This window comes from Rhizobium sp. BE258 (assembly GCF_031457345.1).
Classification (GTDB): Bacteria; Pseudomonadota; Alphaproteobacteria; order Rhizobiales; family Rhizobiaceae; genus Rhizobium.
The window spans coordinates 1-22,720 of sequence record NZ_JAVDWL010000008.1 but is presented as its reverse complement, the minus strand read 5'-3'; the positions used below and the strand labels follow the sequence as shown (position 1 = coordinate 22,720).

Genomic DNA, 22,720 nt, shown 5'->3' with positions numbered 1-22,720 from the left:
GAAATGCTACAAGGATCAATGTTGTAACGCCGGACGCTAGAAAGGAAAGAGGGCGGAAGCATGGAAGAAGCGAGCACGCGAAAAAGCAATTGAGGAGCTTGCCACATTGATTCAGGAAATGCGCATCTGAGCCTGATAAGCCAAGCGAAAACATGGGCCAAGTCACTCAAGCGTGACATTGTCGCTCTGTGGCTCGCAGCACGCGATCCGCGCGTCCCCTGGCATGCCAAAGCCGTTGCCGGCGCGGTCGCCGCCTATGCGCTGTCGCCGGTCGACCTCATCCCGGATTTCATCCCTGTTCTTGGCTATCTCGACGACATCATCATCGTGCCGCTCGGCATTCTGCTGGCGGTGCGGCTCATCCCGCCGCCACTGATGGCCGAACTTCGGGCGCAGGCGACAGAGCGTGCGGAACGCCCGGTCAGCCGCACCGGATTGATCTTCATCCTTGCCGTCTGGGCTTGCTGCATCATCTTCCTGATCCGGGCGTTCCTCTGAGCGCCGTAACCGCAAACAGGAATCCACTGCATGAAAGCCACCGCTATCGCCCTCGCCTTCATCCTCTTCCCGATCTTCGCACCGCTCGCCCATGCCGCAAGCTTCGACTGCGATGCCAAGGAACTGAAGCCCGACGAGAAGGCGATCTGCGACAACCGGGCGCTCAACGACGCAGATGTGAAGATGGTCACCACCTTCGACCTGCTATCCGGCCTGCTCGCCATGGGCTCGCGTGGCACGCTGCAGGACGAGCAGACCGCCTGGCTGAAGAAGCGCCAGGAATGCCAGGCGGACGCGGCCTGCATCAAGGCGGTCTATGACGAGCGGCTGAAGCAGCTTGGCGAGACGTATAAGAATATCAACAGGCCGCTTTAGTCATCAGCTGCCAATATGGGCTCGGATTGTAGACATGACAGCCGAGAGCGTCGCATCGGGCAACCGGCCGATCCTGTCGATCTGTCCCGTCTCGACAGTCGCAATCTTGGCCGGACGGACGACAGACGGCGCTGGCAGGCCGGCGGCATGATGATCGTCGATCGCGACGTCTCCAACCCACGGGCGGTTTTCTGCTGAGGTGATCATCACGGCCCACACCAACGCCTCGTTCTCTCCGAGGGTGCCAGCCGAAACGACCAGCGCCGGGCGGCGCTGGCGCGTGTCGCGGTCGGTGTAAGGGAAAGGCACCCTTACGATGTCGCCCTGCTCAAAGATCGGCATAGGCCTTCCGGTCAGCTTCGCTGTCCCACTCGGAGAAGGTCGCGAACGGATCGTCGGCAAGCGGCTCAGCTGCGCGCGATATCACGACACGGTTTTCATCCTCGAGCGTATAGACAATGGAATCGCCTTCCCGAAGGCGCAGTGCAGAACGCACAGCCTGCGGAATGGTTGTCTGTGCTTTGCTCGTTATCTTGCTTGTGATCATTGCTCACCTCTCGATGAATGTAAGGAAGTTCCTTACCGATAGCAATGCGTGGCCATCCGAAGCAAGCAGCCTAGGCCTGCTGCTTGCCGCTCAGCGATGCAAGCACCTCAGCAATAACCCCAGTCGCCTCGCGCAAGCGCTGCTCGCCAAACTCACCGCCATGCCGATCCGCCCATTTCGCCTGGCGTCCTTGTATGTCGCTGAGGGTCACTCTGCCCGCCTCGGTCAACTCCATGAGTTTCGCCCGCTGGTGCGCGGGGTTGTCGCGATAGGCGATCAGGCCCTCGCCTTCGAGAAGATCGGCAACACGCTGCACGCCCTGCCTCGCCAGACCCAAGGCGCGGGCTGTATCGGCTACCGACATCGGCGCATGGTCGGCTGCGGCCAAGACTTGCCAGCGGGCGCTGGTCTGGCCCGCTGGCCTGGCGAGTGTGTCGCCTTCCGCCTGCAGATGTCCCGCAAGCCGCAATACCGCGATCGAGAACTCTGCGAACGCATCGCCCTCGGCTGCTCGTTTCGATTTCATATTGACAATATGTTGTCCATTTTCAATAATGACAATATATTGTCATATTAGATTTGAAATAGCAAGGGAGAGAGGCGATGAAGAAGACGTACCACGGAAGTTGCCATTGCGGCCGGATCAGCTACGAAGCCGATATCGACCTGCAGGCCGGTACCGGCAAATGCAACTGCACGATCTGCTGGAAGCGCCGCTACTGGGGCATCAACATCAAGCCGGAGGATTTCCGGCTGACCTGTGAAGAAGCAGGCATCGGCGACTATCAGTTCGGCAGCATGTCCGGTCATCACCGCTTCTGCACCACCTGCGGCGTGGCACCCTATGGCCACGGCTATGTCGCAGACGTCGGCGGCGACTACGTCTCGATCAATCTCGCCTGCCTCGATGACCTCGATCCGTCGGAACTTGCCGAGGCGCCGCTGCAGCATTTCGACGGCCGCAATAACAGCTGGTGGAACACGCCTGCCGAAATACGGCATCTCTGAAAAAGAAAAGAGCAGCTGACTCTTAATCTGCTCTCTGGTTCAACTCAAACCGGATCGACTTATTCCGGCAGGATACGCACTGCACCGCGATCGGCGCTTGTTGCAAATGCCGCATAGGCCTTCAACGCCGTCGTGACATTACGTTTGCGCACTTCAGCCGGGCGCCAGCCCTTGGCTTCCTGCTCGGCGCGGCGCGTTGCCAGCTCCGCGTCGCTGACGCGCAGGCTGATCGTGCGGTTCGGGATGTCGATGTCGATCATGTCGCCCGGCTGCACGAGGCCGATGGTACCGCCGTTTGCGGCTTCCGGCGAGGCGTGGCCGATCGACAGACCCGAGGTGCCGCCCGAGAAGCGGCCGTCGGTGATCAGCGCGCAGGCCTTGCCGAGGCCCTTCGACTTCAGATAGCTGGTCGGATAGAGCATTTCCTGCATGCCCGGTCCGCCCTTCGGTCCTTCGTAGCGGATGACGACGACATCGCCGGCAACCACTTCGTTGCCGAGAATGGCCTTTACCGCGGCATCCTGGCTTTCATAGACCTTCGCCGGGCCGGAGAATTTCAGGATCGATTCATCGACGCCTGCGGTCTTCACGATGCAGCCGTCGAGCGCCAGATTGCCCTTCAGAACGGCAAGGCCGCCATCCTTGGAGAACGGGTGCTGGGCGTCGCGGATGACGCCCTTCTCACGGTCGAGATCGAGTTCGTCCCAGCGGGCGCTCTGGCTGAAGGCAACCTGCGTCGGCACGCCGCCGGGAGCGGCACTGAAGAGCTTCAGGGCGGCCGGATTGTCGGTGACCGAAATATCCCACTCGGCCAGCGCATCGCCAAGCGTCGGCGCATGAACGGTCGGCAAGCCCGCGTTGATGAGGCCGGCGCGGTTCAGCTCACCGAGGATCGCCATGATGCCGCCGGCACGGTGGACATCTTCCATGTGAACGTCGGATTTCGCAGGTGCCACCTTCGACAGGCAGGGCACGCGGCGCGACAGACGATCGATGTCTTCCATGGTGAAGTCGATTTCGCCCTCATGGGCGGCCGCCAGAATGTGGAGGACGGTATTGGTCGATCCGCCCATGGCAATATCAAGCGCCATGGCATTCTCGAAGGCACCCTTGCTGGCGATGGTGCGCGGCAGTGCCGTTGCATCGTCCTGCTCGTAGTAGCGCTTGGCGAGCGCGACGACGCGGCGGCCGGCTTCGAGGAAGAGTTCCTTGCGGTCCGAATGGGTGGCGAGTGTCGAGCCGTTGCCGGGCAGCGACAGGCCGAGCGCTTCCGTCAGGCAGTTCATCGAATTGGCGGTAAACATGCCGGAGCACGAACCGCAGGTCGGACAGGCCGAACGCTCGATGACCTTGACGTCTTCGTCGGAAACCTTGTCGTCGGCAGCCGCGACCATGGCGTCGACGAGGTCGAGCGCATGGGTCTTGCCGTTCAGAACCACCTTGCCGGCTTCCATCGGACCGCCGGAGACGAAGATCGTCGGGATGTTGAGACGCAGCGACGCCATCAGCATGCCGGGGGTGATCTTGTCGCAGTTGGAGATGCAGACCATGGCGTCGGCGCAATGCGCGTTGACCATGTATTCGACGCTGTCGGCGATCAATTCGCGCGACGGCAGCGAATAGAGCATGCCGTCATGGCCCATGGCGATGCCGTCATCCACCGCGATGGTGTTGAATTCCTTGGCGACACCACCGGCTGCCTCGATTTCGCGGGCAACCAGCTGGCCGAGGTCCTTCAGGTGGACGTGGCCGGGCACGAACTGCGTAAACGAATTCACCACCGCAATGATCGGCTTGCCGAAATCGCTGTCCTTCATGCCCGTGGCGCGCCAAAGGCCGCGCGCGCCCGCCATGTTGCGGCCGTGGGTCGTGGTTCTCGAACGATAGGCTGGCATCGGTGTGTTCCTCAAAGTGCCGGATTTATCTGCGATATAGGGCGGCAAAGCTGTTTGCTGGCCGACGATCGCCGTATTTTGGAATTGTCCTAATCCAATCGGCAGGACCTGTCACTACCGGCAAGGGCAAATCCGGTACGGCGCACCAAGGCGTCCATCGGGCATATACGGAGCGAAGGAGCCTTTTGTTACAGGCTATTCCTTCACATCCGAACACAAAAAATTGGCTTTCCGTCAGGCTGGTTCAAGGCCTAGACACTAATCTGAAAACGCCCATCATGCGTTTAAAGAGATATTTGGGCGGCCCCCAGCCCAGGAGGTTTGAAATGCTGACCTACCGCCCCCCGAAAATCCGCTCGTCGGAGATCACCCCGCATCAGGTCTACCTGCGCCGCCGCGAGTTTCTCGGCGCTGCGACGCTCGGCGCCATGGCGCTCTACGGCGCCGGAAAGGCGAGTGCCGCAGCGCTCAACGCCGTCGACAGCAAATATACGGTCGATGAAAAGACGACGCCGCTGAAGGACGTCACGACCTACAACAATTTCTATGAATTCGGCCTGGACAAGGGCGATCCCGCAGCACTCTCGGGTGACTTCAAGCCCCTGCCCTGGACCGTCAAGGTCGACGGTATGGTCAACAAGCCCGGCACATTCGATCTGGATGCGCTGATGAAGGAATTCCCGATCGAAAGCCGCACCTACCGGATGCGCTGCGTCGAAGCATGGTCGATGGTCATCCCCTGGGACGGTTTTCCGCTGGCTGCTCTGCTGAACAAGGTCGAGCCGCAGGGCAGCGCCAAATACGTGGCCTTCGAAACCGTGGTTCGTCCTGAAGAGATGCCGGGACAGAAGGGTATTTTCCAGTCGCTCGAATGGCCCTATGTCGAGGGCCTTCGCCTCGATGAGGCGATGAACCCGCTGACGCTGCTCGCCGTCGGCCTCTATGGCGAAACGCTGCCGAACCAGAACGGCGCGCCGATCCGCCTCGTGGTTCCCTGGAAATATGGCTTCAAGGGAATCAAGTCGATCGTCCGCATCACGCTCACCGACCAGCAGCCGAAGAACACCTGGCAGGTCACCAACGCCCAGGAATACGGCTTCTATGCCAACGTGAACCCGGCGGTCGATCACCCGCGCTGGAGCCAGGCGACAGAACGGCGGATCGGCGAAAGCGGCTTCTTCGGCGCCAGCCGCCATCCGACGCTACCCTTCAACGGCTACGCCGACGAGGTCGCGAGCCTCTATTCCGGTATGGATCTGAGAGCGAACTTCTGATGGCGGGTCTTTCGTTCAGTCTGCCGAAGCGCTGGCAGCCGGCTTCCGTCTGGGCGCTCTATGCCGTCGGCCTGCTGCCCGCCGCATGGACCTTCTATCTCGGCGCCAGCGACCAGCTCGGCGCCGACCCGGTCAAGACATTCGAGCTCTTCCTCGGCCTCTGGACGATCCGCTTCCTGATCCTGACGCTGGCCGTCTCCGCGGTCCGCGACCTGCTCGGCTGGAACTATCTGCGCTACCGCCGGGCGCTGGGGCTGCTGACCTTCTACTATGCGCTGATGCATTTCACCGTCTACATGGTGCTCGACCAGGCGCTGGACCTGTCTGCGGTTCTGGATGACGTCTTGAAGCGGCCGTTCATCATGTTCGGCATGGCAGGGCTTGCCCTTCTCGTTCCCCTCGCCGTCACGTCGAATAATTTCTCGATCCGCAAGATGGGCATGAAATGGATCTGGCTGCACAAGCTGATCTACATCATCGCCGCCGCGGGTGCCCTGCACTTCGCGCTGTCGACCAAGATCCTCGACCTCGAGCAATATATCTATGTCGGCCTGATCATCCTGCTGATCCTCTACCGGTCCTGGCGGCCAATCGCCAAGAGCCGGAAACGGGCGACACAAGGGCGCCAGAGAGGGCGGACTGCAGCGACAGTGAGCTAGCGGCGAAGCGAGCCCCGGCTCGGCATGGAAAACTGCGGCAATTCTGCAGGTCCGAAGCCTATGGACGCCGATAGTTCAGCGCCTAAATCAATATCCGTGAAGGATAGTGTTTGAATGGCCGCTATCGCGCGCGGGACCGCCCCATGAAAACTGCAGCGCTTGCTTTCGGATTTTGGCTACTGGCCGCCGTACCGCCTGGTCTGACGGCTCAGGCGGACCAGTTGGTGCGATTTGACAGTGCCGCCGTTAAGCCAAGCCCGTTCCTCGCCCGCAAGATAAAAGACGAAGGCATCAGTCTTCCGCAATCCCAGGCCACGCACTTGCAGGGCCATCTAAGCCGGCCGCCGGGAGACGGTCCATTTCCGGCCGTCGTCGTCATGCATGGCTGCGGCGGCATCCATCCGAACACCAGGACCTATTGGCCGCAGCGACTGACCTCATGGGGCTACGCCGTCCTTGTCGTCGACAGCTTCACGACCCGCAATATCGACAACACCTGTCAACGCTATCTGCCGGATCGTGTCTTCGATGCCTATGGCGCGCTCGATTATCTGGCCACTTTGCCGTTCGTCGATGCTGGGCATGTCGCGCTGCTGGGGTTTTCCGCTGGTGGGATCGCGGCGCTGGAGGCCACGAAAGCCGAGGGCAACGAACAGCTTATGGACCGTAAATTCAAGGCAGCGGTCGGCTACTATCCGGTCTGCGCACCTCATGCCGGCGATGCGACGGTACCGACCTTGATCCTGAATGGCGATGTCGACGATTGGAGCCCGGTCGAACGCTGCCGGCAGAGGATTTCACATCTCAGCGGCAAAGGCCCTCCCATCGAACTCGATGTCTATCCTGGTGCCTATCACGCATTCGATGCGCCGGACGTTGCAACGCCGAAGATGATGCTCGGCCATAGGGAGGAATATGACGCCCCCGCCGCCGAACAGTCCTTCGCGCGGGTGAAAGACTTCCTGCACCAATATCTGCAGAACTGAATGCAGCCCGCCACCACAAACGAAAACAGCCGGGCTTTGCAGCCCGGCTGTTTTGCTTCCGGAGAACCGGAAAGAATTAAGCAGCTTCAGCCGCAGCGGCTTCTGCTTCGACGCGAGCCTTGTCGGCTGCGCCCTTTGCGCTGACGTCGCGGTCAACGAATTCGACGACTGCGAGAGCGGCGTTGTCGCCCTGGCGGAAGCCGGCCTTCATGATACGCAGGTAGCCGCCGTTGCGGGTGGCGTAGCGCGTAGCAATCGCGTCGAACAGCTTCGAGACGACAGCGGTGTCGCGGATCTGCGAGATCGCCTGACGGCGAGCGTGCAGGTCGCCGCGCTTGCCGAGGGTAACGAGCTTTTCAACGATCGGACGGATTTCCTTTGCCTTCGGCAGGGTGGTCACGATCTGCTCATGCAGGATGAGCGAAGCCGCCATGTTGGCAAACATTGCCTTGCGGTGGCTGGCAGTTCTGTTCAGCTTGCGGCCGGCTTTTGCGTGGCGCATTGCTATTCTCCTTTGATGCAGGGCTCTTCGCTTCTAGCGGGCCTGCCGTTTCCTGGCACATACAGGCGATCTGCCTGCTGTTTGACTGGGAAAGGCAGCCTCAGAGCCTGCCTTTTTGGTTCTTAATACTGGTCTTCGTAACGCTTTGCGAGATCTTCGATGTTCTCGGGCGGCCATGCCGGCACTTCCATGCCGAGGTGCAGGCCCATGGAAGCGAGAACTTCCTTGATTTCGTTCAGCGACTTGCGACCAAAGTTCGGGGTGCGGAGCATTTCTGCTTCGGTCTTCTGAATGAGGTCGCCGATGTAGACGATGTTGTCGTTCTTCAGGCAGTTTGCCGAGCGAACGGACAGTTCGAGTTCGTCTACCTTCTTCAGGAGCGCCGGGTTGAAAGCCAGTTCGGTGACGGCTTCTTCCTCGGTTTCCTTCTGCGGCTCGTCGAAGTTGACGAACACGCCAAGCTGATCCTGGAGGATGCGAGCCGCGAAAGCGACTGCGTCTTCACCGGAGATCGAGCCATCGGTTTCGATGGTCATGTTCAGCTTGTCGTAGTCGAGAACCTGTCCTTCACGGGTATTTTCAACCTTGTAGGACACCTTCTTGACCGGCGAATACAGGCTGTCGACCGGGATGAGACCGATCGGAGCATCTTCCGCACGATTGCGTTCGGCCGGAACGTAGCCCTTGCCGTTGTTGACGGTGAATTCCATACGGATTTCGGCGCCCTCGTCGAGCGTGCAGATCACATGCTCGGGGTTGAGGATTTCAATATCGCCGACCGTCTGGATGTCGCCAGCCGTTACAACGCCCGGGCCCTGCTTGCGCACGACCATACGCTTTGCGTCGTCGCCATCCATCTTGATGGCGATTTCCTTGATGTTGAGCACGATGTCCGTAACGTCTTCGCGGACGCCCGGGATCGAGGAGAATTCATGCAGCACGCCATCGATCTGCACTGCCGTCACTGCAGCACCGCGCAGCGAGGAGAGCAGAACGCGGCGAAGCGCGTTGCCGAGGGTGAGGCCGAAACCGCGCTCCAGCGGCTCTGCTACAAGCGTCGCCTTGGTGCGCGAGCTCGAAGAGAACTCGACCTTGTTCGGCTTGATCAATTCCTGCCAGTTCTTCTGAATCATATCTTTGCCTTCCGTTCGTTGCCACCATCCAATCGTGGCAACCGAGCTTGAGAAGCGCCGGGAGCGCGACTGCGCTCACCGGCGTTGTGAGTGGCGATGATCAGACGCGGCGCTTCTTGCGCGGACGGCAGCCATTGTGCGGGATCGGGGTCACGTCGCGGATGGACGTGATCATGAAACCGGCAGCCTGGAGCGCGCGCAGAGCGGATTCACGGCCGGAACCCGGGCCGCAAACTTCGACTTCCAGCGACTTCATGCCATGTTCCTGAGCCTTCTTTGCGCAGTCTTCAGCAGCGATCTGGGCAGCGAACGGGGTCGACTTGCGCGAACCCTTGAAGCCCTTGGCACCAGCAGACGACCAGGCAATCGCGTTGCCCTGTGCGTCGGTGATGGTGATCATCGTGTTGTTGAAGGTCGAGTTGACGTGCGCCACGCCCGACGAGATGTTTTTACGTTCGCGACGGCGAACGCGTACGGCTTCCTTGGCCATTCTTATCCCTTTCTTGGATATCGTCACCGCCGTAATGCCAGCGGCTCCACCGGAGTGATACCCGACAGGCACCGCTCCAAACTCAAAAGAGGCCGGCGGACCGCCAGCCTCCCCTTCCCGGTTTCCCGGAAATTACTTCTTCTTACCAGCGATCGCCTTTGCCGGACCCTTGCGGGTGCGAGCATTGGTGTGCGTGCGCTGACCGCGGACCGGAAGGCCGCGACGATGACGAAGGCCGCGGTAGCAGCCGAGGTCCATCAGGCGCTTGATGTTCATCGCGGTGTCGCGACGAAGATCACCTTCTACCTGATAATCGCGGTCGATGGTTTCGCGGATCTGGAGCACTTCGGAGTCCGTCAGCTGATGGACGCGCTTGTCGGCCGGAAGACCGACCTTCTCCATGATTTCCTTAGCAAACTTCGGACCAATCCCGTGAATGTAGGTCAACGCGATAATCACGCGCTTCGCAGTCGGGATGTTGACGCCAGCGATACGTGCCACGCCTGTTCTCCTTGCATTCCTGTTGCCATCCGGCAAGAGGGCTTCGTTATGCCGCCCTCCGTAGGGCCGCTCGTTCATATTTGGGGTTCGTACATGTCAAAACGACCGAACCCGGACTTCCTTGGGAAATCCGCGCCGATCGCATCAAATGTCGCGAGTTGGCGCGGTGTTTAACGGAATCAGTGCTGAAAGGCAACCGCTCCCGCCAAGTTTATTTTCGAAGACCTAGAGCTTCGAAAGAATGGCGTCGATCTCCGCAGTCACGTGATCGATATCCGCCATTCCATCCACCACCTTCAGCTTACCCTTTGCATGGTAATAGCCGATCAGCGGCGACGTTTCCTTGTAGTAGGCTGCCAGGCGGGTCACCACGGTCTCGCGGTTGTCGTCCGGGCGGCGCTTGAAGTGAGTCGAACCGCAGCGGTCGCAGACCCCCTCCACCTTCGGCTTCACGTTGGTGTCGTGATAGCCGGCGCCGCAGTTGGCGCAGGTGTAACGGCCGGAGACGCGATCAGCGAGGATCTTGTCGTCGACTTCAATCTCAATGACGGCCGAGAGCTCGATCCCCTTGCCCTTCAGCATCACCTCGGTGGCATCCGCCTGCACGAGCGTGCGCGGGAAGCCGTCGAGGATGAAGCCGTTGGCACAATCGGGAGCATCGAGACGCTCGGAGACGATGGCATTGACGATCTCGTCGGAAACAAGCTTGCCGGCGTCCATGACAGCCTTTGCCCGCTTGCCTACCTCCGTGCCGGCCTGAACGGCTGCACGGAGCATGTCACCGGTGGAGAGCTGCGGAATGCCGTGCTTCTCCACGATCCGCTGGGCCTGGGTCCCCTTACCCGCGCCCGGCGGCCCCAAAAGTATGAGTCTCATCGCCCCCTCTTTCCTCCACGCAACTTCGATTTCTTGATCAGGCCTTCGTACTGCTGTGCAATCAGGTGACCCTGAATCTGCGCAACCGTATCAAGAGTTACGCTAACCACGATCAAAAGCGAAGTCCCACCAAGGGATAATGGGATGCCGGTTTGCGACACCAGGATCTCGGGCAGGATGCAGACGAACACGAGGTAGATTGCGCCGATCACCGTGATTCGGGTCAGGACGTAATCGATATATTCGGCGGTACGCTCACCTGGACGGATGCCCGGGATGAAGCCGCCATGCTTCTTGAGATTGTCGGCCGTGTCCTTCGGATTGAAGACGATGGCCGTATAGAAGAAGGCGAAGAAGGCGATCAACGCGCCGTAAAGCAGCATGTAGAGCGGCTGGCCGTGGCCGAGCGCGGCTACGATCGACGTCGCCCAGGACGGCAGAGCCGTGGTGTTGGCAAAGCCAGCAAGCGTTGCCGGCAGCAACAGCAGCGACGACGAGAAGATCGCCGGAATGACGCCCGATGTGTTGAGCTTCAGCGGCAGGTGCGACGTGTCGCCCTGGAACATGCGGTTGCCCACCTGGCGCTTCGGATACTGGATCAGAAGGCGGCGCTGGGCGCGTTCCACGAAGACGATGACGGCGATGACGCCAATGGCGATCAGGATGACGGCGAGAATCAGCGTCGTCGACAGAGCGCCGGTGCGGCCGAGCTCGAGGGTGCCGGCCAGTGCGGTCGGAAGACCTGCGGCGATACCGGCGAAGATGATCAGCGAAATACCGTTGCCGATGCCGCGCGAGGTGATCTGCTCACCGAGCCACATCAGGAACATCGTGCCGCCGAGCAGCGTGATGACGGTCGAAATCTTGAAGAACCAGCCCGGATCGACGACGAGACCGTTGCCGCTCTGGAGGCCGACCGCAATACCATAGGCCTGCAGCGTGCCGAGCAGCACCGTGCCGTAACGGGTGTACTGGTTGATGATCTTGCGGCCCTGCTCGCCTTCCTTCTTCAGATTTTCGAGCGCCGGCACGACCGAGGTCATGAGCTGCACGATGATCGAAGCGGAAATGTAAGGCATGATGCCGAGCGCGAAGATCGCCATACGCTGTACGGCGCCGCCCGAGAACATGTTGAAGAGGCCGAGAATGCCGCCTGCCTGGCCGCGGAAGGCCTGGGCATAGGCTTCAGGGTTGAGGCCCGGAAGCGGGATGTGCGTACCCAGGCGATAGACGAGGAGAGCTGCCAGTGTGAACCACAGGCGCTTCTTGAGATCCTCAGCTTTGGCGAAGGTCGAAAAATTAAGATTGGAAGCCAACTGTTCCGCTGCAGAAGCCATGCGATTCTCCGCGCTACCCATTCCAGCCCTTCGCGAAGTGGCCGGACCCGGAAAAGGTATGTCAATATTCAAAAGCCGGGCTTCGGACGGATTGCTGGCGCAACCATTGCCTCACCCTTGATTTCGTCGGAAACCGGCACGCCGCGGGGGTGCAACGATACAGGTTTTGTGAGGCCCACATATGGGAGCAAAATCGCCCGGTGTGAAGCACCCCGGGCGACATATCATAAGATTATTATTCTGCCGCTGCGGCAGAAAGAAGCGTGATGGAACCGCCAGCCTTTTCGATCTTCTCGACAGCAGACTTGGAAGCGCCTGCAACTTCGATCTTGACCTTGGCCTTGAGTTCGCCGCCGGACAGGACGCGAACGCCGTCCTTGGCACGGCGGATGACGCCAGCAGCCTTCAGGGCAGCTGCGTCAACGGTCTGCTTGGCATCGAGCTTGCCGGCATCGACGGCAGCCTGGATGCGCTCAAGCGACACGACAACGTAGTCGGCCTTGAAGATGTTGTTGAAGCCGCGCTTCGGCAGACGACGGTAGATTGGCATCTGACCGCCTTCGAAGCCGTTGATGGCAACGCCCGAACGGGACTTCTGGCCCTTGACGCCGCGACCACCGGTCTTGCCCGAGCCCGAGCCGATACCGCGTCCGAGACGCTTACGGCTGTGGGTCGAACCTTCGTTGTCCTTGATTTCGTTCAGTTTCATGATCGTATCCCCTGCTTACTTCTCGTCGACGATACGAACGAGATGCTGCACAGCGCGGATCATGCCACGGACGGAAGGCGTATCTTCCAGCGTGCGGCGGCGGTGCATCTTGTTGAGGCCCAGACCGATCAGCGTGCGCTGCTGAACGTCAGGACGGCGGATTGGGCTGCCGATCTGCTCGACGGTAACCGTCTTTGCTTCGGTCTTCTTGGTAGCCTTGGCCATGGGTCAGACTCCTCTTATTCTTCAGAGGCGTTGCCGGAGGCGGCACGGCGAGCCTGAAGCGTAGCATACTTGATGCCGCGCTGAGCTGCGATGTCCTTCGGGTGAACCTGGTGCTTCAGAGCGTCGAAGGTAGCGCGAACCATGTTGTATGGGTTCGAGGAACCGGTCGACTTGGCGACAACGTCGTGAACGCCGAGCGTTTCGAAAACGGCGCGCATCGGACCACCGGCGATGATACCGGTACCGACCTTGGCCGAGCGCAGCAGAACCTTGCCGGCGCCGTGGCGGCCGTGAACGTCGTGATGCAGGGTACGGCCTTCGCGCAGCGGCACGAAGATCAGCTCGCGCTTGGCGGCTTCCGTGGCCTTGCGGATCGCTTCCGGCACTTCGCGTGCCTTGCCGTGACCAAAGCCTACGCGGCCCTTCTGGTCACCGACGACGACGAGAGCGGCAAAACCGAAACGGCGGCCACCCTTGACGACCTTGGCGACGCGGTTGATCGCGACCAGCTTGTCGACGAATTCGCTATCGCGCTCTTCGCGGCTCTGACGGTCATCCCGCGAGCCTCTTCTTTCCTGTGCCATTGTCCTTTTCCTTTTTCTTTTCCGGGTGCAACGGGCAAACAAAACGAGGACCGCATCAGCCTCCCATCAGGGAGCGTTTGCGGTCCGGTGAGATCCGGCCGGCGCTTCGCAGCGTCCGGCCGGAAACTTTATTAGAAGGACAGACCGCCTTCGCGGGCTGCGTCTGCCAGGGCCTTGATACGGCCGTGGTAGATGAAGGCGCCACGGTCGAATACGACCTCGCTGACGCCTGCCTTCGTTGCGCGCTCTGCAACGAGCTTGCCGACGAGGGCAGCTGCTGCGGTATCGGCACCGGTCTTCAGAGAACCGCGCAGATCCTTATCGAGAGTCGAGGCAGACGCGAGCGTCTTGCCTGCAACATCGTCGATGACCTGAACGTAGATGTTCTTCGAGGAGCGATGAACCGACAGGCGCGGACGGCCATTGGCCACCGACTTGAGATGACGGCGCACGCGGTTGGCACGACGTGCAAGTGCTTCTTTCCTGCTAGCCATTTCGCGTGATCCTTACTTCTTCTTGCCTTCTTTGCGGATGATCCGCTCTTCGGCATACTTGACGCCCTTGCCCTTGTAAGGCTCAGGACCGCGGTATTCGCGGATTTCTGCGGCAACCTGGCCGACCTGCTGCTTGTTGATGCCGGTGACGACGATTTCCGTCGGCTTCGGCACAGCGATCGTGATGCCCTGCGGCGGCTCATAAACCACGTCGTGGCTGAAACCGAGCGCCAGCTGCAGGTTCTTGCCCTGAAGCGATGCGCGGTAACCGACGCCGTTGATTTCGAGCTTGCGCTCGAAGCCGTCCTTGACGCCCTTGAAGATGTTTTCGATCATCGTGCGGGACATGCCCCACTTCGAACGAGCATCCTTCGACTGCGTGAGCGGCGTGACCACAACCGCGTTGTTTTCGAGCTTGATGCCGACTTCGTCGTTTGCGACGAAGAACAGCTCGCCCTTCGGGCCCTTTGCAGTAACCTTCTGGCCTTCGACCGTAGCCGTGATCCCAGCAGGTACCTGAACGGGCTTCTTACCGATACGAGACATGTTTCAATCCTGTCTGTTCGCTATGGAGATCCTTGCTCAATCTTAGAAGACCGAGCAAAGAACCTCGCCACCAACGTTCTGTTCGCGAGCCTGGTGATCGGCCATCACACCCTTCGGAGTCGAAAGGATGGTGATGCCGAGGCCGTTCGCGACCTGCGGAATGGACTTGACCGAGACATAAACCCGGCGGCCCGGCTTGGACACGCGGCCGATCTCACGGATCACCGATGTGCCTTCGTAGTACTTCAGCTCGATGCTGAGTTCCGACTTGCCATTGCCGAAATCGACAACGGAATAGCCACGGATGTAGCCTTCGGACTGCAGAACATCGAGAACGCGTGCACGGAGCTTCGAAGCAGGCGTCGATACCGACGACTTGCGGCGGGAAGCGCCGTTACGGATGCGAGTGAGCATATCGCCCAACGGATCAGTCATTGTCATCTAACCTGCTCCTTACCAGCTGGACTTGACGATGCCCGGCACCTTGCCGAGATTGCCGAGTTCACGCAGTGCGATACGCGACATGCGCAGTTTGCGGTAGTATGCGCGCGGACGGCCCGATACTTCACAACGGTTGCGAATACGGGTCTTCGATCCATCGCGCGGCAGGGATGCCAGCTTGATCGAGGCCTTGAACCGCTCTTCAATCGGAAGAGACTGGTTCATGATGATCGCCTTCAGAGCTGCACGCTTTGCAGCCTGATTTGCGACCGTAGTACGGCGGCGCTTGTTCTTTTCAACTGCGCTGGTCTTCGCCATGTCAGGTTCCTTTTCTACGCTCGTCGTTACGGTTACTGACGGAACGGGAAGCTGAACTCTGTGAGCAGAGCGCGTGCTTCGTCGTCCTTCGTTGCCGTCGTGCAAACGATGATGTCCATGCCCCACATCTGATCAACCTTATCGTAGTTGATCTCAGGGAACACAATGTGCTCCTTGATGCCCATGGCGAAGTTGCCACGGCCGTCAAAGCTCTTCGGGTTCAGGCCGCGGAAGTCGCGAACGCGCGGAAGCGCGATGTTCACGAGACGGTCCAGGAACTCGTACATGCGGGCGCCGCGGAGAGTAACCTTCGCGCCGATCGGCATCTGTTCGCGGACCTTGAAGCCAGCGATGGAGTTACGTGCACGGGTGATGACCGGCTTCTGACCAGCGATAGCGGCCAGGTCGGCAGCAGCAACAGTCGGCTTCTTCGAATCAGCCGTTGCTTCACCAACACCCATGTTGATTACGATCTTGTCGAGCTTCGGGATCATCATCTCGTTGGCGTAGGAGAACTTCTCCTGCATGGCCGCACGGATGCGCTCGACATATTCCTTCTTGAGCCGTGGCTCGTACTTTGCCTCAGCCATCAGATCACCTCACCGGAACGCTTAGCTACACGGACCTTCTTGCCGTCAACAACCTTGAAACCAACGCGGGTCGGCTTGCCGTCCTTGTCGATGATGGAAAGGTTGGACAGGTGAACCGAAGCTTCCTTGTTGATGATGCCGGCTTCCTGGGTCTGCGTCTGGCGCTGATGGCGCTTTACGACGTTGACGCCGCGGACAACGGCACGATCTTCCTTGGGCAGGACCTGGAGGACTTCGCCAGTACGGCCCTTGTCCTTGCCTGCGAGCATGACGACCTTGTCGCCCTTACGAATCTTCTGCATCGGTCTCGCTCCTTACAGTACTTCAGGAGCCAGCGAGATGATCTTCATGTGGTTCTTGGCGCGAAGTTCGCGCGGAACCGGTCCGAAGATACGGGTGCCGATCGGCTCTTTTTTGTTGTCGATGAGGACTGCTGCATTGGTGTCGAAGCGGATGATGCTGCCATCAACACGACGGATTTCCTTGGCGGTGCGAACGACAACCGCCTTCATCACGTCACCCTTCTTCACGCGGCCGCGCGGGATCGCTTCCTTGATCGAAACGACGATAACGTCGCCGATCGAGGCATACTTGCGCTTCGAGCCGCCCAGCACCTTGATGCACATGACACGACGTGCGCCGGAATTATCCGCCACGTCGAGGTTTGTTTGCATCTGAATCATATCAGGTCGCCTTTTTGGTTTACCGGAATGGTTGGGCTCTCGCCCCCTACCCCGGCTTATGAAAATTGTCAGCCGGCCGCTTGCCACAAGGACAGGCGAAAACACGGCAATAGCTTGAATAGCGCGGGATCGATCGTGCCAGGGTGGTTTCCCAACGGGACCTTCCGTGCGCTCAAAGCAAAAGAACGCCCGGCTTTCGAGCGTTCTGACGCTGCTTCATACAGATATTTCCGCGAGGCGCAAGGCCTCGCCGAAAATTCTTACTTAGCCTGGGCGGAAATGACCGTCCAACGCTTGTCCTTGGAGATCGGCGCGCATTCCTCGATGGAAACGGTATCGCCGATCTTATACTGGTTGTTTTCGTCGTGGGCCTTGTACTTCTTGGAACGACGAACGGTCTTCTGGAGCAGCGGGTGAGCGAAACGGCGCTCGACGCGGACTACCACAGTCTTCTCGTTCTTGTCGCCAACGACGACGCCCTGCAGAATGCGCTTCGGCATGATTTTTTCCTTTACGCCTTTGCTTCTGCCGCCTTCTGGCGGGCAATGGTTTTCACGCGGGCGATATCCTTGCGGACTTCGTCGATACGCGAGGACTTTTCGAGCTGGCCGGTTGCCTTCTGGAAGCGCAGGTTGAACTGCTCCTTCTTCAGGTCGGCGAGCTTGTCCTTGAGCTGATCGGCCGTGAGGCCGCGGACTTCTTCGGCTTTCATCTGCCTCTCCTTACTCTGCAATGCGCTGTACGAAGCGCGTCTTGACCGAGAGCTTGGCAGAGCCGAGACGAAGTGCCTCGCGGGCGATCTCTTCGCTGACGCCGTCGATCTCGAACATCATACGGCCGGGCTTGACCTTGCATGCCCAGTATTCAACGGAGCCCTTACCCTTACCCATACGGACTTCGGTCGGCTTTGCGGTTACCGGAACATCCGGGAACACGCGGATCCACACACGGCCGGCACGCTTCATGTAGCGCGTGATCGCGCGGCGGGCCGCTTCGATTTCACGTGCGTTGACGCGGTTTGGCTCCTGAGCCTTAAGGCCGAATTCACCAAAGGCGAGATCAGACCCACCCTTGGCGACGCCCTTGATGCGGCCCTTGAATTGCTTGCGGTACTTGGTACGCTTTGGCTGCAACATTTTCTTATTCTCCGAACTTCTTAGCCACCAACGCTATCAAGCGTTGTCGCGGCGACGATCGCGATCACGGCTAGCCGGACCCTGAGCATCACCCTCGAGTGCGCGGCGCTCGGAGGCCATCGGATCGTGCTCAAGGATTTCGCCCTTGAAGATCCAAACCTTGATGCCGCAGATACCGAAAGCGGTTTCCGCTTCGGCTGTGCCATAGTCGATGTCCGCACGCAGCGTGTGGAGCGGAACGCGACCTTCGCGATACCATTCCGTACGAGCGATTTCGGCACCGCCGAGACGGCCTGCGCAGGTGATCTTGATGCCTTCGGCGCCAAGACGCATGGCAGACTGAACAGCGCGCTTCATGGCGCGGCGGAAAGCCACGCGACGCTCGAGCTGCTGGGCGATCGACTGGGCAACCAGCGTTGCGTCGACTTCCGGCTTGCGAACTTCAACAATGTTGAGGTGCGTTTCGGAGTTCGTCATGTCCGACAGCTTCTTGCGGAGCTTGTCGATGTCTGCACCCTTCTTGCCGATGATCAGACCCGGGCGAGCCGAGTGGATCGTGACGCGGCACTTCTTGTGCGGACGCTCGATGACGACCTTGGCGATACCAGCCTGCTTCAGTTCGCTCATGACGAACTTACGCATCTTCAGGTCTTCGTGCAGCAGCTGACCGTATTCGGCATTGTCCGCAAACCAGCGGCTATCCCAGGTACGGTTGATGCCAAGACGGAAACCGATTGGATTGATTTTCTGACCCATTATGCGGCCTCCTCTTGTGCCTGCACTTCGCGCACGACGATCGTCAGGTGCGCGAACGGCTTCTCGACGCGAGATGCACGGCCGCGGCCACGAGCGTGGAAGCGCTTCATGACAATCGACTTGCCAACGTAGGCTTCTGCTACGACCAGCGAGTCAACGTCGAGATCGTGGTTGTTCTCGGCGTTTGCGATCGCAGATTCGAGCGTCTTCTTGACGGCGCCCGAAATGCGCTTGCGCGAAAATTCCAGCTCAGCGAGTGCACGCTCGACCTTCATGCCGCGGATAAGCGCGGCCACCAGGTTGAGCTTCTGTGGGCTGACGCGGAGCGTGCGGGCGACTGCTTGCGCCTCGTTGTCCTTCAGCCGGCGTTCGGCTTTTGCCTTGCCCATCGTTACTTCCTCTTTGCCTTCTTGTCCGCGCCGTGACCGTAGTAGGTCCGCGTCGGAGAGAATTCACCGAACTTGTGACCGACCATGTCTTCGTTGACGCTGACCGGTACATGCTTGCTGCCGTTGTAGACGCCGAAGGTGAGACCGACGAACTGCGGCAGGATCGTGGAGCGACGGCTCCAGATCTTGATTACTTCTGCACGTCCGCCTTCACGAACCTTCTCAGCCTTCTTGAGAAGATAGCCGTCAACGAACGGACCTTTCCATACTGAACGAGCCATTGGAGACTTCCTCTCTTACTTCTTACGCTGATGACGCGAGCGCATGATCATCTTGTCGGTCGACTTGTTCGACCGGGTGCGCTTGCCCTTGGTCGGCTTGCCCCACGGAGTAACCGGGTGACGGCCACCAGAGGTGCGGCCTTCACCACCGCCGTGCGGGTGGTCGACCGGGTTCATGACGACACCGCGGTTATGCGGACGCTTGCCGCGCCACACCGTACGACCGGCCTTGCCGTCGTTGATGTTGCCGTGGTCAGGGTTCGAAACCGCACCGATCGTCGCCAGGCAAGAGCCGTGAACGAGACGCTGTTCGCCAGAGTTCAGACGAAGGATCGCCATGCCTGCATCGCGGCCGACCAGCTGAGCGTAGCCGCCAGCCGAGCGGGCGATCTGACCACCCTTGCCGGGCTTCATTTCCACGTTGTGGATGATGGAGCCGACCGGGATGTACTGCAGCGGCATTGCGTTGCCGGGCTTTACGTCGACAGCCTTTTCAGAAGCGATGACCTTGTCGCCGGCAGCGAGACGCTGCGGAGCGATGATGTAGGCCTGTTCGCCGTCTGCGTAAGCGATGAGCGCGATGAAAGCCGTACGGTTCGGGTCATACTCGATACGCTGAACCGTGCCTTCAACTTCAAACTTGCGGCGCTTGAAGTCGATCAGACGGTAGGTACGCTTGTGACCGCCGCCGATGAAGCGGGCAGTGATACGGCCGAGGTTGTTACGGCCACCGCTCTTCGTCAGACCTTCCGTCAGCGCCTTGACCGGCTTGCCCTTGTAGAGCGAGGAGCGGTCGACGATGACCAGCTGACGCTGGCTCGGGGTGATAGGATTGAATGTTTTCAATGCCATGTTTTTATTCCTCAGAGACCGGTGGAGACGTCGATCGTCTGGCCTTCAGCCAGCGTTACGACAGCCTTCTTCACGTCCTGCTGCTTGCCGGCAAAACCGCGGAAACGCTTGGTCTTGCCCTTGCGGAGCAGCGTGTTGACGGCCGTGACCTTGACGCCGAAGAGCGCCTCGACTGCAGCCTTGATTTCCGGCTTCGACGCCTTCTTGGCGACATTGAAAACAACCTGGTTGTTCTCAGATACCAGAGTGGACTTTTCGGTGATCGACGGCGAGACGATCACATCATAGTGGCGAAGATCGGTCACTTGAAACGCTCCTCTAGAGCTTCAACGGCAGCCTTGGAAAGCACGAGCTTGCCGCGGCGGACGATGTCATAAACGTTGATGCCCTGGATCGGGAGAACATCGATGTTCGGGATGTTCTGGGCAGCGAGCTTGAAGTTGCCGTCGAGCTCAGCACCACCGATGAAGAGCGCGTTGGTCAGACCGAGCGTCTCGAAGGTAGCGGCCAGAGCCTTGGTCTTTGCTTCAGCAGCAACGAGGTTGTCGATGATGATGACATCATCGGACTTCAGCTTTGCCGACAGGGCGAGACGCAGGCCGAGAGCGCGAACCTTCTTCGGAAGGTCGTGTTCGTGGCTGCGGGCGACCGGGCCGTGAGCCTTACCACCGCCGCGGAACTGCGGAGCACGAGCCGAATGGTGACGAGCGCGGCCCGTACCCTTCTGCTTGTACATCTTGGCGCCGGTGCGCCAAACGTCGGCGCGGCCCTTGGCCTGGTGAGTGCCCTGCTGCTTCTTGGCAAGCTGCCAGCGGATAACGCGGGCAAGAATGTCTTCACGGGGCTCGAGGCCGAAAATCGCGTCAGAAAGAGAAACCTTCCCTGCGTCTTTTCCCTCGAGGGTCTTGACGTTGAATTCCATTGGTCCGGCTCCCTTACTTCGCTGCCGACTTGACGGCATCGCGCACGATGATCCAGGCACCCTTGGAACCGGGTACTGCACCCTTGATCAGGATCAGACCGCGATCTTCATCGGTCGAAACCACTTCCAGGTTCTGAGTCGTAACGCGCGTCTGGCCCATGTGACCAGCCATCTTCTTGTTCTTGAAAACCTTGCCCGGATCCTGGCGCGAGCCCGTCGAACCGTGCGAACGGTGCGAAACCGACACACCGTGCGTGGCGCGGAGACCGCCGAAGCCGTGGCGCTTCATGGCGCCGGCAAAGCCCTTACCGATCGTGGTACCCGTCACATCGACGAGCTGACCGGCTGCGAAGTGACCAGCCTTGATTTCGGTGCCAACTTCGAGGAGCTGATCTTCCGAAACGCGGAATTCCTGGAGCTTCGCCTTCGGCTCAACGTTGGCAACTGCGAAGTTGCCGCGCATGGCCTTGGAGGTATTCTTGACCTTGGCCGTGCCAGCACCAAGCTGGACAGCGACGTAGCCATTCTTTTCGACAGTACGCGTAGCGACGACCTGGCAGCCTTCCATACGCAGTACGGTAACTGGAACATGCTCACCAGCGTCGTTGTAGACGCGTGTCATGCCCACCTTCTGTGCAATCACACCTGAACGCATCGGTTCAATCCTTCCAAATCCGCTCGAGCAGGGCTCAGAGCTTGATCTCAACATCGACACCGGCGGCGAGATCGAGCTTCATCAGCGCGTCTACCGTCTGCGGGGTCGGATCTACGATGTCGAGGAGGCGCTTATGCGTGCGCATCTCGAACTGCTCGCGGCTCTTCTTGTCGATGTGTGGGGACCGGTTAACCGTAAACTTCTCGATGCGAGTCGGAAGCGGAACGGGGCCCCGGACGCTTGCGCCGGTGCGCTTCGCCGTCGACACAATCTCGCGCGTGGAAGCATCGAGAATTCGGTGATCGAACGCCTTCAGGCGAATGCGGATATTTTGGCCGTTCATTCGACATTATCCTTGTGTTCTGTTTTTCGCGCGCCCTTCTCAAGACGCGTTTTTTGTTTTCGCTAAGGCGGACCACCGGTTTCAAAGATCGAGAAGGACACCGCGAGAACGGCATCCCTATCCACTCTTCGGGCCTTTAAAGCCCACCTTATTGTTAGTTTTGTTCGCCGCTCCGCGAACGAAGCAGCACGCAAATCGCGCTTGCGCGCCATTTGCAACATTTCTGTGTAATAAGCAAGCGGCCTAAACCGCCTGCATCATAATAATGTCATTCGAATCGGCCGCCCCTTTCGAAGCGGCCGATCGATGATTACTCGATGATCGAGGCGACGATGCCGGCGCCGACGGTACGGCCGCCTTCGCGGATTGCGAAGCGCAGCTTTTCTTCCATCGCGATCGGAACGATCAGCTCGACAACAACGGTGACGTTGTCGCCCGGCATAACCATTTCCGTGCCTTCCGGAAGCGAAACGATACCGGTCACGTCAGTCGTACGGAAGTAGAACTGCGGGCGGTAGTTCGTGAAGAACGGCGTATGACGGCCGCCTTCTTCCTTCGTCAGGATGTAGGCTTCGGCATTGAACTTCTTGTGCGGCTTGACAGAACCCGGCTTGCACAGAATCTGACCACGCTCGACGCCGTCACGGTTAACACCGCGAACCAGAGCGCCGATGTTGTCGCCAGCCTGGCCCTGATCGAGCAGCTTGCGGAACAT

General features: G+C 59.7%; 37 protein-coding genes and 1 pseudogene. 6 read left to right on the top strand and 32 right to left on the bottom strand.

Features of this window, described 5'->3' with window-relative positions:
* Positions 1-126: 126 nt before the first annotated feature.
* Both J2X43_RS24890 and J2X43_RS24885 read left to right on the top strand, forming a co-directional pair.
* On the top strand, positions 127-498 hold the full coding sequence (locus J2X43_RS24890; protein WP_310299615.1) for a YkvA family protein: 372 nt from the start codon (positions 127-129) through the stop codon (positions 496-498).
* Positions 499-528: 30 nt separating this feature from the next.
* Positions 529-873: a lysozyme inhibitor LprI family protein gene (locus tag J2X43_RS24885; RefSeq protein WP_112387902.1), complete on the top strand. Its 345-nt coding sequence runs from the start codon at positions 529-531 to the stop codon at positions 871-873.
* Positions 874-876: 3 nt separating this feature from the next.
* Here J2X43_RS24885 and J2X43_RS24880 read toward each other — a convergent pair whose 3' ends face one another.
* The 3 genes from J2X43_RS24880 to J2X43_RS24870 all read right to left on the bottom strand — a co-directional run bounded on the left by J2X43_RS24880 (position 877) and on the right by J2X43_RS24870 (position 1,946).
* Positions 877-1,215: a type II toxin-antitoxin system PemK/MazF family toxin gene (locus J2X43_RS24880; RefSeq protein ID WP_112387901.1), complete on the bottom strand. Its 339-nt coding sequence runs from the start codon at positions 1,213-1,215 to the stop codon at positions 877-879.
* Complete coding sequence (locus J2X43_RS24875) at positions 1,202-1,420, bottom strand: type II toxin-antitoxin system PrlF family antitoxin (RefSeq protein WP_112387900.1); 219 nt, start codon at positions 1,418-1,420, stop codon at positions 1,202-1,204. The genes J2X43_RS24880 and J2X43_RS24875 overlap by 14 nt, the downstream gene beginning before the upstream one ends.
* A 70-nt stretch (positions 1,421-1,490) precedes the next feature.
* A complete protein-coding gene (locus J2X43_RS24870) occupies positions 1,491-1,946 on the bottom strand; it encodes a MarR family transcriptional regulator (protein ID WP_310298782.1) in 456 nt (151 codons plus the stop codon).
* 77 nt (positions 1,947-2,023) lie between these two features.
* Between J2X43_RS24870 and J2X43_RS24865 the strand changes: the two genes are divergently transcribed.
* A complete protein-coding gene (locus tag J2X43_RS24865; RefSeq protein WP_310298779.1) occupies positions 2,024-2,428 on the top strand; it encodes a GFA family protein in 405 nt (134 codons plus the stop codon).
* Between the two features lie 59 nt (positions 2,429-2,487).
* On the opposite strand, the gene ilvD is transcribed toward J2X43_RS24865, so the two are convergent.
* Positions 2,488-4,323: a dihydroxy-acid dehydratase gene (gene ilvD / locus J2X43_RS24860; RefSeq protein WP_112513875.1), complete on the bottom strand. Its 1,836-nt coding sequence runs from the start codon at positions 4,321-4,323 to the stop codon at positions 2,488-2,490.
* 326 nt (positions 4,324-4,649) lie between these two features.
* On the opposite strand from ilvD, the gene msrP reads away from it, so the two are divergent.
* From msrP to J2X43_RS24845, 3 genes are all read left to right on the top strand, one after another.
* Positions 4,650-5,597 carry a protein-methionine-sulfoxide reductase catalytic subunit MsrP gene (gene msrP, locus J2X43_RS24855; RefSeq protein WP_310298775.1) on the top strand — a complete coding sequence of 316 codons (948 nt, stop codon included), beginning with the start codon at positions 4,650-4,652 and terminating at the stop codon, positions 5,595-5,597.
* Positions 5,597-6,256 (top strand): protein-methionine-sulfoxide reductase heme-binding subunit MsrQ, encoded by a 660-nt coding sequence (msrQ, locus tag J2X43_RS24850; protein ID WP_310298771.1) that lies wholly within the window; start codon positions 5,597-5,599, stop codon positions 6,254-6,256. Before msrP ends, msrQ begins: the two co-directional genes overlap by 1 nt.
* Positions 6,257-6,399: 143 nt before the next feature.
* A complete protein-coding gene (locus J2X43_RS24845; protein ID WP_310299612.1) occupies positions 6,400-7,242 on the top strand; it encodes a dienelactone hydrolase family protein in 843 nt (280 codons plus the stop codon).
* A 76-nt stretch (positions 7,243-7,318) separates the two neighbouring features.
* On the opposite strand, the gene rplQ is transcribed toward J2X43_RS24845, so the two are convergent.
* From rplQ to tuf, 28 genes and pseudogenes are all read right to left on the bottom strand, one after another.
* Positions 7,319-7,744, bottom strand: a complete 426-nt coding sequence (gene rplQ / locus J2X43_RS24840) for a 50S ribosomal protein L17 (RefSeq protein WP_112513879.1) — start codon at positions 7,742-7,744, stop codon at positions 7,319-7,321.
* 122 nt (positions 7,745-7,866) lie between these two features.
* The gene (locus J2X43_RS24835; RefSeq protein ID WP_112387893.1) at positions 7,867-8,877 is read right to left on the bottom strand and encodes a DNA-directed RNA polymerase subunit alpha; all 1,011 of its coding nucleotides are present in this window, start codon (positions 8,875-8,877) and stop codon (positions 7,867-7,869) included.
* Positions 8,878-8,977: 100 nt separating this feature from the next.
* Positions 8,978-9,367: a 30S ribosomal protein S11 gene (rpsK, locus tag J2X43_RS24830; protein ID WP_003547577.1), complete on the bottom strand. Its 390-nt coding sequence runs from the start codon at positions 9,365-9,367 to the stop codon at positions 8,978-8,980.
* Between the two features lie 132 nt (positions 9,368-9,499).
* Entirely contained in the window at positions 9,500-9,868 is a 369-nt protein-coding gene (rpsM, locus tag J2X43_RS24825) for a 30S ribosomal protein S13 (RefSeq protein WP_112387892.1), read from the bottom strand.
* A gap of 225 nt (positions 9,869-10,093) precedes the next feature.
* Positions 10,094-10,744: an adenylate kinase gene (locus J2X43_RS24820; RefSeq protein ID WP_112387891.1), complete on the bottom strand. Its 651-nt coding sequence runs from the start codon at positions 10,742-10,744 to the stop codon at positions 10,094-10,096.
* Positions 10,741-12,081, bottom strand: coding sequence for a preprotein translocase subunit SecY (gene secY / locus J2X43_RS24815; RefSeq protein ID WP_112387890.1), 1,341 nt, complete (start codon positions 12,079-12,081; stop codon positions 10,741-10,743). Before secY ends, J2X43_RS24820 begins: the two co-directional genes overlap by 4 nt.
* 235 nt (positions 12,082-12,316) lie before the next feature.
* Positions 12,317-12,790, bottom strand: coding sequence for a 50S ribosomal protein L15 (gene rplO / locus J2X43_RS24810; protein WP_112387889.1), 474 nt, complete (start codon positions 12,788-12,790; stop codon positions 12,317-12,319).
* Positions 12,791-12,805: 15 nt separating this feature from the next.
* Positions 12,806-13,015, bottom strand: coding sequence for a 50S ribosomal protein L30 (rpmD, locus tag J2X43_RS24805; protein ID WP_016553562.1), 210 nt, complete (start codon positions 13,013-13,015; stop codon positions 12,806-12,808).
* Positions 13,016-13,029: 14 nt separating this feature from the next.
* Complete coding sequence (rpsE, locus tag J2X43_RS24800) at positions 13,030-13,599, bottom strand: 30S ribosomal protein S5 (RefSeq protein WP_027509270.1); 570 nt, start codon at positions 13,597-13,599, stop codon at positions 13,030-13,032.
* A gap of 131 nt (positions 13,600-13,730) precedes the next feature.
* Positions 13,731-14,093, bottom strand: a complete 363-nt coding sequence (rplR, locus tag J2X43_RS24795; RefSeq protein ID WP_112387888.1) for a 50S ribosomal protein L18 — start codon at positions 14,091-14,093, stop codon at positions 13,731-13,733.
* A gap of 12 nt (positions 14,094-14,105) precedes the next feature.
* The gene (gene rplF / locus J2X43_RS24790; RefSeq protein ID WP_112387887.1) at positions 14,106-14,639 is read right to left on the bottom strand and encodes a 50S ribosomal protein L6; all 534 of its coding nucleotides are present in this window, start codon (positions 14,637-14,639) and stop codon (positions 14,106-14,108) included.
* Positions 14,640-14,681: 42 nt separating this feature from the next.
* Positions 14,682-15,080, bottom strand: a complete 399-nt coding sequence (gene rpsH, locus J2X43_RS24785; RefSeq protein WP_022718381.1) for a 30S ribosomal protein S8 — start codon at positions 15,078-15,080, stop codon at positions 14,682-14,684.
* A 12-nt stretch (positions 15,081-15,092) separates the two neighbouring features.
* Positions 15,093-15,398, bottom strand: a complete 306-nt coding sequence (gene rpsN, locus J2X43_RS24780; protein WP_074067600.1) for a 30S ribosomal protein S14 — start codon at positions 15,396-15,398, stop codon at positions 15,093-15,095.
* Positions 15,399-15,430: 32 nt separating this feature from the next.
* Positions 15,431-15,988: a 50S ribosomal protein L5 gene (rplE, locus tag J2X43_RS24775; RefSeq protein WP_112387886.1), complete on the bottom strand. Its 558-nt coding sequence runs from the start codon at positions 15,986-15,988 to the stop codon at positions 15,431-15,433.
* Positions 15,988-16,290: a 50S ribosomal protein L24 gene (gene rplX / locus J2X43_RS24770; RefSeq protein WP_112387885.1), complete on the bottom strand. Its 303-nt coding sequence runs from the start codon at positions 16,288-16,290 to the stop codon at positions 15,988-15,990. Before rplX ends, rplE begins: the two co-directional genes overlap by 1 nt.
* Before the next feature lie 12 nt (positions 16,291-16,302).
* Complete coding sequence (gene rplN / locus J2X43_RS24765) at positions 16,303-16,671, bottom strand: 50S ribosomal protein L14 (RefSeq protein WP_018900268.1); 369 nt, start codon at positions 16,669-16,671, stop codon at positions 16,303-16,305.
* Between the two features lie 260 nt (positions 16,672-16,931).
* Positions 16,932-17,171 carry a 30S ribosomal protein S17 gene (gene rpsQ / locus J2X43_RS24760; RefSeq protein WP_112387884.1) on the bottom strand — a complete coding sequence of 80 codons (240 nt, stop codon included), beginning with the start codon at positions 17,169-17,171 and terminating at the stop codon, positions 16,932-16,934.
* Between the two features lie 11 nt (positions 17,172-17,182).
* On the bottom strand, positions 17,183-17,383 hold the full coding sequence (gene rpmC / locus J2X43_RS24755; protein ID WP_007812871.1) for a 50S ribosomal protein L29: 201 nt from the start codon (positions 17,381-17,383) through the stop codon (positions 17,183-17,185).
* A 10-nt stretch (positions 17,384-17,393) separates the two neighbouring features.
* Positions 17,394-17,807: a 50S ribosomal protein L16 gene (rplP, locus tag J2X43_RS24750; RefSeq protein WP_003573792.1), complete on the bottom strand. Its 414-nt coding sequence runs from the start codon at positions 17,805-17,807 to the stop codon at positions 17,394-17,396.
* A 36-nt stretch (positions 17,808-17,843) separates the two neighbouring features.
* Positions 17,844-18,563, bottom strand: coding sequence for a 30S ribosomal protein S3 (rpsC, locus tag J2X43_RS24745; RefSeq protein ID WP_018857109.1), 720 nt, complete (start codon positions 18,561-18,563; stop codon positions 17,844-17,846).
* Positions 18,563-18,952 (bottom strand): 50S ribosomal protein L22, encoded by a 390-nt coding sequence (rplV, locus tag J2X43_RS24740; protein ID WP_112387883.1) that lies wholly within the window; start codon positions 18,950-18,952, stop codon positions 18,563-18,565. The genes rpsC and rplV overlap by 1 nt, the downstream gene beginning before the upstream one ends.
* Before the next feature lie 2 nt (positions 18,953-18,954).
* Positions 18,955-19,233 carry a 30S ribosomal protein S19 gene (gene rpsS, locus J2X43_RS24735; protein ID WP_007531666.1) on the bottom strand — a complete coding sequence of 93 codons (279 nt, stop codon included), beginning with the start codon at positions 19,231-19,233 and terminating at the stop codon, positions 18,955-18,957.
* 15 nt (positions 19,234-19,248) lie between these two features.
* Positions 19,249-20,085, bottom strand: coding sequence for a 50S ribosomal protein L2 (gene rplB, locus J2X43_RS24730; protein WP_112387882.1), 837 nt, complete (start codon positions 20,083-20,085; stop codon positions 19,249-19,251).
* 11 nt (positions 20,086-20,096) lie between these two features.
* The gene (locus J2X43_RS24725) at positions 20,097-20,390 is read right to left on the bottom strand and encodes a 50S ribosomal protein L23 (RefSeq protein ID WP_112387881.1); all 294 of its coding nucleotides are present in this window, start codon (positions 20,388-20,390) and stop codon (positions 20,097-20,099) included.
* The gene (gene rplD, locus J2X43_RS24720) at positions 20,387-21,007 is read right to left on the bottom strand and encodes a 50S ribosomal protein L4 (RefSeq protein WP_112387880.1); all 621 of its coding nucleotides are present in this window, start codon (positions 21,005-21,007) and stop codon (positions 20,387-20,389) included. Before rplD ends, J2X43_RS24725 begins: the two co-directional genes overlap by 4 nt.
* A gap of 13 nt (positions 21,008-21,020) precedes the next feature.
* On the bottom strand, positions 21,021-21,662 hold the full coding sequence (gene rplC / locus J2X43_RS24715; RefSeq protein WP_112387879.1) for a 50S ribosomal protein L3: 642 nt from the start codon (positions 21,660-21,662) through the stop codon (positions 21,021-21,023).
* 34 nt (positions 21,663-21,696) lie between these two features.
* The gene (gene rpsJ / locus J2X43_RS24710) at positions 21,697-22,005 is read right to left on the bottom strand and encodes a 30S ribosomal protein S10 (protein WP_003547547.1); all 309 of its coding nucleotides are present in this window, start codon (positions 22,003-22,005) and stop codon (positions 21,697-21,699) included.
* Positions 22,006-22,315: 310 nt separating this feature from the next.
* A pseudogene (gene tuf / locus J2X43_RS24705) lies at positions 22,316-22,720 on the bottom strand (elongation factor Tu); the annotation flags it as partial.

Bases quoted from the DNA above. Each gene is read 5' to 3' on its own strand.
- rplF (WP_112387887.1), bottom strand. From the start codon at position 14,639: ATGTCTCGTATCGGTAAGAAGCCCGTTCAGGTACCTGCTGGGATCACG.
- rplN (WP_018900268.1), bottom strand. From the start codon at position 16,671: ATGATTCAGATGCAAACAAACCTCGACGTGGCGGATAATTCCGGCGCA.
- rpmD (WP_016553562.1), bottom strand. From the start codon at position 13,015: ATGGCCAAGGCTACCAAGAAGACCGAAGCAAAGACGGTTACCGTCGAG.
- rplP (WP_003573792.1), bottom strand. From the start codon at position 17,807: ATGTTGCAGCCAAAGCGTACCAAGTACCGCAAGCAATTCAAGGGCCGC.
- rplB (WP_112387882.1), bottom strand. From the start codon at position 20,085: ATGGCATTGAAAACATTCAATCCTATCACCCCGAGCCAGCGTCAGCTG.
- rpsH (WP_022718381.1), bottom strand. From the start codon at position 15,080: ATGACAATGACTGATCCGTTGGGCGATATGCTCACTCGCATCCGTAAC.
- rplC (WP_112387879.1), bottom strand. From the start codon at position 21,662: ATGCGTTCAGGTGTGATTGCACAGAAGGTGGGCATGACACGCGTCTAC.
- rplQ (WP_112513879.1), bottom strand. From the start codon at position 7,744: ATGCGCCACGCAAAAGCCGGCCGCAAGCTGAACAGAACTGCCAGCCAC.
- rpsJ (WP_003547547.1), bottom strand. From the start codon at position 22,005: ATGAACGGCCAAAATATCCGCATTCGCCTGAAGGCGTTCGATCACCGA.
- rplE (WP_112387886.1), bottom strand. From the start codon at position 15,988: ATGGCTGAGGCAAAGTACGAGCCACGGCTCAAGAAGGAATATGTCGAG.
- J2X43_RS24880 (WP_112387901.1), bottom strand. From the start codon at position 1,215: ATGCCGATCTTTGAGCAGGGCGACATCGTAAGGGTGCCTTTCCCTTAC.
- rplR (WP_112387888.1), bottom strand. From the start codon at position 14,093: ATGGCTAGCAGGAAAGAAGCACTTGCACGTCGTGCCAACCGCGTGCGC.
- J2X43_RS24865 (WP_310298779.1), top strand. From the start codon at position 2,024: ATGAAGAAGACGTACCACGGAAGTTGCCATTGCGGCCGGATCAGCTAC.
- J2X43_RS24820 (WP_112387891.1), bottom strand. From the start codon at position 10,744: ATGAGACTCATACTTTTGGGGCCGCCGGGCGCGGGTAAGGGGACCCAG.
- rpsC (WP_018857109.1), bottom strand. From the start codon at position 18,563: ATGGGTCAGAAAATCAATCCAATCGGTTTCCGTCTTGGCATCAACCGT.
- ilvD (WP_112513875.1), bottom strand. From the start codon at position 4,323: ATGCCAGCCTATCGTTCGAGAACCACGACCCACGGCCGCAACATGGCG.
- rpsN (WP_074067600.1), bottom strand. From the start codon at position 15,398: ATGGCGAAGACCAGCGCAGTTGAAAAGAACAAGCGCCGCCGTACTACG.
- rplX (WP_112387885.1), bottom strand. From the start codon at position 16,290: ATGCAGAAGATTCGTAAGGGCGACAAGGTCGTCATGCTCGCAGGCAAG.
- msrQ (WP_310298771.1), top strand. From the start codon at position 5,597: ATGGCGGGTCTTTCGTTCAGTCTGCCGAAGCGCTGGCAGCCGGCTTCC.
- msrP (WP_310298775.1), top strand. From the start codon at position 4,650: ATGCTGACCTACCGCCCCCCGAAAATCCGCTCGTCGGAGATCACCCCG.
- secY (WP_112387890.1), bottom strand. From the start codon at position 12,081: ATGGCTTCTGCAGCGGAACAGTTGGCTTCCAATCTTAATTTTTCGACC.
- rpsS (WP_007531666.1), bottom strand. From the start codon at position 19,233: ATGGCTCGTTCAGTATGGAAAGGTCCGTTCGTTGACGGCTATCTTCTC.
- J2X43_RS24875 (WP_112387900.1), bottom strand. From the start codon at position 1,420: ATGATCACAAGCAAGATAACGAGCAAAGCACAGACAACCATTCCGCAG.
- rpmC (WP_007812871.1), bottom strand. From the start codon at position 17,383: ATGAAAGCCGAAGAAGTCCGCGGCCTCACGGCCGATCAGCTCAAGGAC.
- J2X43_RS24835 (WP_112387893.1), bottom strand. From the start codon at position 8,877: ATGATTCAGAAGAACTGGCAGGAATTGATCAAGCCGAACAAGGTCGAG.
- J2X43_RS24870 (WP_310298782.1), bottom strand. From the start codon at position 1,946: ATGAAATCGAAACGAGCAGCCGAGGGCGATGCGTTCGCAGAGTTCTCG.
- rpsK (WP_003547577.1), bottom strand. From the start codon at position 9,367: ATGGCCAAGGAAGCCGTACGCGTTCGCCGTCGCGAACGTAAAAACATC.
- rpsQ (WP_112387884.1), bottom strand. From the start codon at position 17,171: ATGCCGAAGCGCATTCTGCAGGGCGTCGTCGTTGGCGACAAGAACGAG.
- rplD (WP_112387880.1), bottom strand. From the start codon at position 21,007: ATGGAATTCAACGTCAAGACCCTCGAGGGAAAAGACGCAGGGAAGGTT.
- J2X43_RS24845 (WP_310299612.1), top strand. From the start codon at position 6,400: ATGAAAACTGCAGCGCTTGCTTTCGGATTTTGGCTACTGGCCGCCGTA.
- rpsE (WP_027509270.1), bottom strand. From the start codon at position 13,599: ATGGCACAGGAAAGAAGAGGCTCGCGGGATGACCGTCAGAGCCGCGAA.
- rplO (WP_112387889.1), bottom strand. From the start codon at position 12,790: ATGAAACTGAACGAAATCAAGGACAACGAAGGTTCGACCCACAGCCGT.
- rplV (WP_112387883.1), bottom strand. From the start codon at position 18,952: ATGGGCAAGGCAAAAGCCGAACGCCGGCTGAAGGACAACGAGGCGCAA.
- J2X43_RS24885 (WP_112387902.1), top strand. From the start codon at position 529: ATGAAAGCCACCGCTATCGCCCTCGCCTTCATCCTCTTCCCGATCTTC.